The sequence below is a fragment of the Ferrovibrio terrae genome (assembly GCF_943372915.1).
Classification (GTDB): domain Bacteria; phylum Pseudomonadota; class Alphaproteobacteria; order Ferrovibrionales; family Ferrovibrionaceae; genus Ferrovibrio; species Ferrovibrio terrae_A.
Map to the genome: position 1 here is coordinate 59,082 of NZ_CALSAN010000024.1, position 7,990 is coordinate 67,071.

Sequence of the window (7,990 nt, forward strand, 5' to 3'; positions counted from 1 at the left end):
GGCGATCAGTAGGAGCGCTGCGACAGCTCGACATTCAGGCCGAGCGACCGCATCTCCTTGACCAGCACGTTGAACGATTCCGGAATACCGGCCTCGAAGTTGGTGTCGCCGCGCACGATCGACTCGTAAACCTTCGAGCGGCCGGCAACGTCGTCCGACTTCACAGTCAGCATTTCCTGCAGGGTGTAAGCCGCGCCGTAGGCCTGGAGTGCCCAGACCTCCATTTCACCGAAGCGCTGGCCGCCGAACTGCGCCTTACCGCCCAGCGGCTGCTGGGTGACGAGGCTGTAGGGGCCGATCGAACGGGCATGGATCTTGTCGTCGACAAGGTGATGCAGCTTCAGCATGTAGATGTAGCCCACGGTGACCTTGCGGTCGAAGGGCTCGCCGGTGCGGCCGTCGATCAGGGTGACCTGACCCGACTTGTCGAAATTGGCCTTCTCCAGCATCTCCACGATGTCGGGCTCATGCGCACCATCGAACACCGGGGTGGCCATCGGCACACCGCGACGCAGGTTGGCGCTCAGCTCGAGCAGCTGATCGTCCGAGAGGTCGGCGATACGGTCGGCATATTCCTGCTTGGAATAGATGCCCTTCAGCACGCGGCGCAGCTCTTCAGCCTTGGCCGCATTGCGGTTGACCTTGTCGAGCATCTCGCCGATCTGGCGGCCGAGACCCGCCGAAGCCCAACCGAGATGGGTTTCGAGAATCTGACCGACATTCATGCGCGAGGGCACGCCGAGCGGGTTCAGCACGATATCGACCGGCTGGCCGTCCTCGAGGTAGGGGATATCTTCCTCGGGCACGATGCGCGAGACGACGCCCTTGTTGCCGTGACGACCGGCCATCTTGTCGCCGGGCTGCAGCTTGCGCTTCACCGCCACGAAGACCTTGACCATCTTCATCACGCCAGGAGGCAGCTCGTCGCCGCGCTGCAGCTTCTCCACCTTGTCCTCGAAGCGCTTCTGGATGCGGTTGGTCGCCGCGTCATACTGCTTCTTCAAGGCCTCGATGTCGGCCATGTTCTTTTCGTTCTTGACGCTGATCTGCCACCACTGGCCGGGGGTCAGCTCATGCAGAACTTCCTCGGTGATCTTGCCGCCATCCTTGAAGCCCTTCGGGCCCTTGTCGGCCTGCTTGCCGAGCAGCAGCTCGTGCAGACGGGCATAGATGGAGCGTTCGATGATCGCCTTCTCGTCGTCACGGTCCTTGGCCAGGCGCTCGATTTCGGCGCGCTCGATGGCGAGCGCGCGTTCGTCCTTCTCCACGCCATGGCGGGAGAAGACGCGTACTTCCACGACCGTACCGGAAACGCCCGGCGGCACGCGCAGCGAGCTGTCGCGCACATCCGAAGCCTTTTCGCCGAAGATGGCGCGCAGCAGCTTCTCTTCCGGCGTCATCGGGCTTTCGCCCTTCGGCGTGATCTTGCCGACCATGATGTCGCCCGGATGCACCTCGGCGCCGATATATACGATGCCGGCCTCATCGAGATTCTTGAGGCCTTCCTCGCCGACGTTCGGGATGTCGCGGGTGATTTCCTCAGGCCCGAGCTTGGTGTCGCGGGCCATGACTTCGAATTCCTCGATATGGATCGAGGTGAAGACGTCGTCCTTGGCGATGCGCTCCGAGATCAGGATCGAATCTTCGAAGTTGTAGCCATTCCACGGCATGAAGGCGACGAGCACGTTACGGCCCAGTGCCAGCTCGCCCAGCTCGGTGGAGGGACCGTCGCCGATGATGTCGCCGGCCTGCACCTGATCGCCCACCTTAACCAGCGGACGCTGGGTGATGCAGGTGTTCTGGTTCGAGCGCTGGAACTTCAGCAGCTTGTAGATGTCGACGTTCGACTTCGACATGTCGGTCTCTTCCGAGACGCGCACGACGATACGGGTACCGTCGATCTGGTCGACCACGCCGCTACGCTTGGCGACGATGGTGGCGCCGGAATCGCGGGCCACAACCTCTTCCATGCCGGTACCGACCAGCGGCGCCTCGGCGCGCACCAGCGGCACGGCCTGACGCTGCATGTTCGAGCCCATCAGCGCGCGGTTGGCGTCGTCGTTCTCAAGGAACGGGATCAGCGCCGCGGCAACCGAAACCAGCTGCTTCGGCGACACGTCCATGAAGTCGATGCCTTCAGGGCGGACCATGACAAAGTCGCCGTTGCGGCGGCAGGAGACCAGGTCGCCGGCCAGTTTGCCCTTGGCATCCACTTCCGCATTGGCCTGGGCAATGGTGTACTTGCCCTCTTCCATCGCGGTCAGATAGATCACCTCGTCGGTGACCTTGCCGTCGCGCACGCGGCGGTACGGGCTCTCGATGAAGCCGTACTGGTTGACGCGGGCATAGGTGGCCAGCGAGTTGATCAGACCGATATTCGGGCCTTCCGGCGTCTCAATCGGGCAGATGCGGCCGTAATGCGTCGGATGCACGTCGCGCACCTCGAAGCCGGCGCGCTCGCGGGTCAGACCGCCCGGGCCAAGCGCCGAGAGGCGGCGCTTGTGGGTGATCTCCGACAGCGGGTTGGTCTGATCCATGAACTGCGACAGCTGGCTCGAGCCGAAGAACTCGCGCACGGCAGCGGCAGCCGGCTTGGCATTGATCAGGTCATGCGGCATGACCGTGTCGATCTCGACCGAGCTCATGCGCTCGCGGATCGCACGTTCCATGCGGACCAGGCCGATGCGGTACTGGTTTTCCATCAGCTCGCCGACCGAGCGCACACGACGGTTTCCGAGATGGTCGATGTCGTCGATTTCGCCGCGGCCATCCTTCAGTTCGGTCAGCGTACGCACGCAGGCCAGGATGTCCTCGGTGCGCAGCACGCGCACGGTGTCGTCGGCTTCCAGGCTGAGGCGCGCGTTCATCTTGACGCGGCCGACGGCCGAGAGGTCGTAGCGCTCCGGATCGAAGAACAGGCCGTGGAACAGTGCCTCGGCGGTGTCCATCGTCGGCGGCTCGCCCGGACGCATGACGCGATAGATTTCAAACAGCGCCTGCTCGCGGCCCTGGTGCTTGTCGGCAACCATGGTGTTGCGGATGTAGGAACCGATGGTGACGTGGTCGACGTCGAGCACCGAGATCTGCTCGATGCCGGCGGCTTCCAGCAGCTCGATCTTCTTGACGTCGAGCTCCTCGCCCGCCTCGAGATAGATCTCGCCGCTCTCTTCGTTGACGATGTCGAGCGAGTTGTACTTGCCGACCATGTCCTGCGGCGAGACGATCAGCTCCTTAAGCCCCTCTTCCGCCAGCTTCTTGGCCAGGCGCGGGGTCACCTTGGTGCCGGCCTCGACCATCACCTTGCCGGTCTTGGCATTGATCAGGTCGTTGTTAAGGCGCACGCCACGCATGCGCTCGGCATTATAGTCGGTGCGCCAGCCCTTCTTGTCGCGCTTGTAGATCACCTTCTTGTAGAAGGCATCCAGAATCTCTTCCTGGGTCAGGCCGAGCGCGAAGAACAGCGTGGTGACCGGCAGCTTGCGGCGACGGTCGATGCGGACATGCACGATGTCCTTGGCATCGAACTCGAAATCGAGCCACGAACCGCGATAGGGAATCACGCGGGCGGTGTAGAGATACTTGCCCGAGGAATGGGTCTTGCCCTTGTCGTGATCGAAGAACACGCCCGGGCTGCGATGCATCTGCGAGACAATGACGCGCTCGGTGCCATTGATGATGAAGGTGCCCTTGTCGGTCATGAGCGGCATGTCGCCCATGTACACGTCCTGCTCCTTGATGCCCTTGACCGACTTGGCCTGGGTGTCGGGATCAACTTCGAAGACGATCAGGCGGAGCGTCACCTTCAGCGGCGCGGCAAAGGTCATGCCGCGCTGCATGCACTCGTCGACATCGTACTTCGGCGCCTCAAACTCGTACTTGACGAATTCGAGCGACGAGCTGTCGCTGAAATCCTTGATCGGGAACACCGACTTGAACACCGCCTGCAGGCCCGCATCGGGGCGCTTGTCGGCAGCATCGGTCATCATCAGGAAGCTGTCGTAGGAGCTCTTCTGAACCTCGATGAGGTTCGGCATCGAGGTCACGCTCGGGATGCGCCCGAAGCTTTTGCGAACGCGCTTGCGGCCGGTGAACGACAAGGTCATGTCTGTTCCAAATCTCTCATGATGCGGCGTCTGTCACGCCGCGCAGTTCCGGACCAGCGATGAATTTCACGGGCCCATTATCCCGCCGGGCGATCGCCGCGCCCAAAGATCCGGTACTGCACTGACCCGCCAAAAACCCGCGGCGGCCGGGGTGTGTATCGATCAAATATGCCCCGGATATAGGGCAGCCCCTGTACAAGGGAAATGACGGGGCAGGTCCACACCGGACCCGCCCCGCCACCTTTAGGCGTATTACTTGACTTCGACCTTGGCGCCAGCGGCTTCCAGCTGGGCCTTGATCTTGGCGGCGTCGTCCTTGTTGACGCCTTCCTTGACGGCCTTCGGCGCGCCTTCGACCAAATCCTTGGCTTCCTTGAGGCCCAGGCCGGTGATGGCACGCACTTCCTTGATCACGTTGATCTTGTTCGCGCCGGCATCGGCGAGGATCACGTTGAACTCGGTCTTCTCTTCAGCGGCCGGGGCAGCAGCGCCACCGCCAGCAGCGGCAACGGCAACCGGAGCAGCGGCGGAGACGCCCCACTTCTCTTCGAGCAGCTTCGCGAGCTCAGCAGCCTCGAGGACGGTCAGAGTCGACAGCTCGTCGACGATCTTGTTCAAATCAGCCATTTTAGTGACTCCTAGTTGGTAGGTTCGATACCTGGTTAGACAGTTACGGTTCGGCTTGCGGCCTTAACCCTTGGTGGCATACGCATTGAGCAGGCGGGCCAACTGGCCAGCCGGCGCCTGCACGACGCCGGCGACCTTGGTCGCAGGCGCGTTGAGCAGGCCGATGATCTTGCCGCGCAGTTCGTCGAGCGACGGCAAGGTCGCCAAGGCTTTCACACCCTCAGCATTCAGGACGGTTTCGCCCATGGCGCCGCCAACAACGAGGAACTTCTCGTTCTTCTTGGCGAACTCCACGGCGACCTTCGCTGCTGCGACCGGATCATTGGCATATGCAATGCCGGTCGGACCCTTGAAGAGGTTCTTCAGGGATGCGTAGGGCGTGCCCTCGAGGGCAAGACAGACAAGACGGTTTTTCGCGACCTTGAAGCTGGCGCCAGCAGCCTTCATCTGACGACGCAGCTCAGTTACCTGAGCGACGGTCAGACCGGCATTCTGGGTTACCACCACAACTTCGGCCTGTTTAAAGACCTGGTTGAGGACGGTCACCATCTCCTGTTTTTGAGCACGATCCACTGCTCGTCTCCTAAACAAGGAATCAGGTTGCCCTGATCCTGGTTGGCACTTGAGCGATCGACTTGGTCGCCCCGACGCAGCTGTTTCCAGCCTTGTCGAAATGCGGCAAACCGATCACCCGGTTCGCCTGTCCCAGGGCTCGAACCTTCACGGCTCCGGTCGTGACCGGAGCCTAGAAAATCCTGTTCCCCGTCTATGCAGGTGGCCATGTCCATTAAACCCTTCGGCTAAAAAGCTTCCGGGGGCCTGCAGTCTCGGACAGGTTGCGGTATTGCGGTTACCCGAAATACCGCTTCGCCGGCCCTTCCCTGCGGAAGGCCCGGCGAAACTCTTCAATGCTTAGGCGGCAGCCTTGTCGCCGCCCATGGCATCGCTCAGTTCAAGGCGCACACCCGGACCCATGGTCGAGGAGAGCGCGATCTTCTTCACGTAATGACCCTTCACGCCGGTCGGCTTGGCCTTGTTCACGGCATCGAGGAAGGCGCGCACGTTCGCGAGGATCTGGGCCTCGGTGAACGACGCCTTGGCGATACCGGCATGCAGCAGGCCCGCCTTCTCGACGCGGAACTCAACCTGGCCGCCCTTCGCGGCCTTCACCGCGCCGGCGACATCCATGGTGACCGAGCCGAGCTTGGGGTTCGGCATCAGGCCGCGCGGGCCCAGCACCTTACCCAGCTTGCCGACCACAGCCATCATGTCAGGCGTGGCGATGCAGCGGTCGAACTCGATCTTGCCGGTGTTGATGATCTCGGCCAGATCGTCGGCGCCAACCAGGTCGGCACCGGCCTTCTTGGCTTCCTCAGCCTTCGCGCCCTTGGCGAAGACAGCGACGCGCACGGTCTTGCCGGTGCCCGACGGCATGGTGACCACGCCGCGGACCATCTGGTCGGCATGGCGCGGGTCGACGCCGAGGTTCATGGCGATTTCGATGGTCTCATCGAACTTCGCCTTGGCATTGGCCTTCACCATCTTCACGGCTTCTTCGAGGCCGTAGCGATGGTCGGGGTTCACCGTCTTGGCGGCGGCAGTGTAACGCTTACCTTGAGTCATGATCCGGATCTCCCCTTATTCGCCACGAACGTCCAGGCCCATCGAGCGGGCCGAACCAACGATCATGCGGGCAGCCGCATCAACGTCGTGAGCGTTGAGATCCTTCATCTTGGCCTTGGCGATCTCGCGCACCTGATCCATCGTCACCGAACCGACCTTGTCGCCACGGCCGGTGGTCTTCGCACCGGACTTGATGTTGGCGGCCTTCTTGAGGAAGTAGGTCACCGGCGGGGTCTTGGTGATGAAGGTGAACGAACGGTCCGAATACACGGTGATCACCACCGGAATCGGCATATCCTGCTCGAGATCCTTGGTCTGCGCGTTAAAGGCCTTGCAGAATTCCATGATGTTGACGCCACGCTGGCCGAGCGCGGGGCCAATCGGCGGCGACGGGTTGGCCTTGCCGGCCGGAACCTGCAGCTTGATATAGCCGTCAATCTTCTTCGCCATACTGACTTCCTTTCCTGCTTAGAAACGGCCTCTGTCCAGGAGGGCGCTTCTGCGAGCGGATGCGCGGTGCGACAGGGTCGGTCCGGCGAATCTGGACCTTAGCTGTCTCCCACGCGGTGAACCGGACGATACTGTGTCCGGGTACTCAAGCAGTCAGGTCAGAGCTTCTCGACCTGGCTGTATTCCAACTCCACCGGGGTGGCGCGACCGAAGATCGACACTGCCACCTTGAGGCGGGCGCGCTCTTCGTCCACTTCCTCCACCACGCCGGAGAACGACGTGAACGGGCCATCGGCCACACGCACCTGCTCGCCCACCTCGAAGGTGACCGAAGGCTTGGGATGCTCCACGCCTTCCTTCACCTGATTGGCGATACGCTGCGCCTCGGCCTCCGTGATCGGCGACGGCTTGCCGCCCGAACTCAGGAAGCCGGTGACCTTCGGCGTATTCTTGACGAGATGATAGGTCTCGTCGGTCATTTCCATCTTCACCAGCACATAGCCAGGGAAGAACTTGCGTTCGGCATTGACCTTCTGGCCGCGGCGGACTTCCACCACTTCCTCGGTCGGGACGAGCACTTCCTCGAAGTGATCGGCCATGCCCTTCTGTGCCGCGCCATCGCGGATCGCCTGCGCGACCTTCTTCTCGAAGTTCGCGTAGACATGGACGATGTACCAGCGCGCCGCCATCGTCTTTAACTCCCCAGGCCGAGGATCATCTGCACACCGAAGCGCAGGATCGTGTCGACCACAAAAAAGAACAGCGCGGCGACCAGGCCCATCAGAAACACCATGGCCGTGGTGATCAGGGTTTCCTTACGGCTCGGCCAGGTGACCTTTGTGGTCTCCTGCCGGACTTGCCGGAAAAACTCGATCGGACTGACTTTCGCCATCGCCTTGTTATCCTAAACTCAAACTCGTTTACGTCTGCCACGCTGGCAGGGGCGGAGGGAGTCGAACCCCCAACCCCCGGTTTTGGAGACCGGTGCTCTAGCCAGTTGAGCTACACCCCTGCATGCGCGTCAGACCGAGGCCGTCGCTTACGCGATGACCTTGGCGACGACGCCGGCGCCGACGGTGCGGCCGCCTTCGCGGATCGCGAAACGCAGGCCTTCGTCCATGGCGATCGGCGCAATCAGCTCGACTTCCATCGAAACGTTGTCGCCCGGCATCACCATCTCAACGCCG

General features: G+C 62.1%; 7 protein-coding genes, 1 tRNA gene and 1 pseudogene. All 9 read right to left on the minus strand.

The window, feature by feature from the left end; genetic code table 11:
- Window positions 1-5: 5 nt before the first annotated feature.
- Window positions 6-4,103, minus strand: a complete 4,098-nt coding sequence (gene rpoB / locus AAG821_RS16120) for a DNA-directed RNA polymerase subunit beta (protein WP_341915004.1) — start codon at window positions 4,101-4,103, stop codon at window positions 6-8.
- Window positions 4,104-4,355: 252 nt separating this feature from the next.
- On the minus strand, window positions 4,356-4,730 hold the full coding sequence (gene rplL / locus AAG821_RS16125) for a 50S ribosomal protein L7/L12 (RefSeq protein WP_341915005.1): 375 nt from the start codon (window positions 4,728-4,730) through the stop codon (window positions 4,356-4,358).
- 63 nt (window positions 4,731-4,793) lie between these two features.
- Entirely contained in the window at window positions 4,794-5,303 is a 510-nt protein-coding gene (gene rplJ, locus AAG821_RS16130; protein WP_341915007.1) for a 50S ribosomal protein L10, read from the minus strand.
- 339 nt (window positions 5,304-5,642) lie between these two features.
- A complete protein-coding gene (rplA, locus tag AAG821_RS16135) occupies window positions 5,643-6,356 on the minus strand; it encodes a 50S ribosomal protein L1 (protein WP_341915011.1) in 714 nt (237 codons plus the stop codon).
- Between the two features lie 12 nt (window positions 6,357-6,368).
- A complete protein-coding gene (gene rplK / locus AAG821_RS16140) occupies window positions 6,369-6,803 on the minus strand; it encodes a 50S ribosomal protein L11 (RefSeq protein WP_341915009.1) in 435 nt (144 codons plus the stop codon).
- 158 nt (window positions 6,804-6,961) lie between these two features.
- Window positions 6,962-7,492, minus strand: coding sequence for a transcription termination/antitermination protein NusG (nusG, locus tag AAG821_RS16145; protein WP_341899183.1), 531 nt, complete (start codon window positions 7,490-7,492; stop codon window positions 6,962-6,964).
- Between the two features lie 5 nt (window positions 7,493-7,497).
- Entirely contained in the window at window positions 7,498-7,695 is a 198-nt protein-coding gene (secE, locus tag AAG821_RS16150; RefSeq protein ID WP_341899182.1) for a preprotein translocase subunit SecE, read from the minus strand.
- A gap of 43 nt (window positions 7,696-7,738) precedes the next feature.
- Window positions 7,739-7,815: transfer RNA gene (locus AAG821_RS16155), tRNA-Trp, on the minus strand.
- 27 nt (window positions 7,816-7,842) lie between these two features.
- Window positions 7,843-7,990: pseudogene (gene tuf / locus AAG821_RS16160) on the minus strand (elongation factor Tu); the annotation flags it as partial.

Excerpts from the sequence above, each read along its gene's own strand:
- rpoB (WP_341915004.1), bottom strand. The coding sequence starts at position 4,103 with ATGACCTTGTCGTTCACCGGCCGCAAGCGCGTTCGCAAAAGCTTCGGG.
- rplL (WP_341915005.1), bottom strand. The coding sequence starts at position 4,730 with ATGGCTGATTTGAACAAGATCGTCGACGAGCTGTCGACTCTGACCGTC.
- rplK (WP_341915009.1), bottom strand. The coding sequence starts at position 6,803 with ATGGCGAAGAAGATTGACGGCTATATCAAGCTGCAGGTTCCGGCCGGC.
- nusG (WP_341899183.1), bottom strand. The coding sequence starts at position 7,492 with ATGGCGGCGCGCTGGTACATCGTCCATGTCTACGCGAACTTCGAGAAG.
- secE (WP_341899182.1), bottom strand. The coding sequence starts at position 7,695 with ATGGCGAAAGTCAGTCCGATCGAGTTTTTCCGGCAAGTCCGGCAGGAG.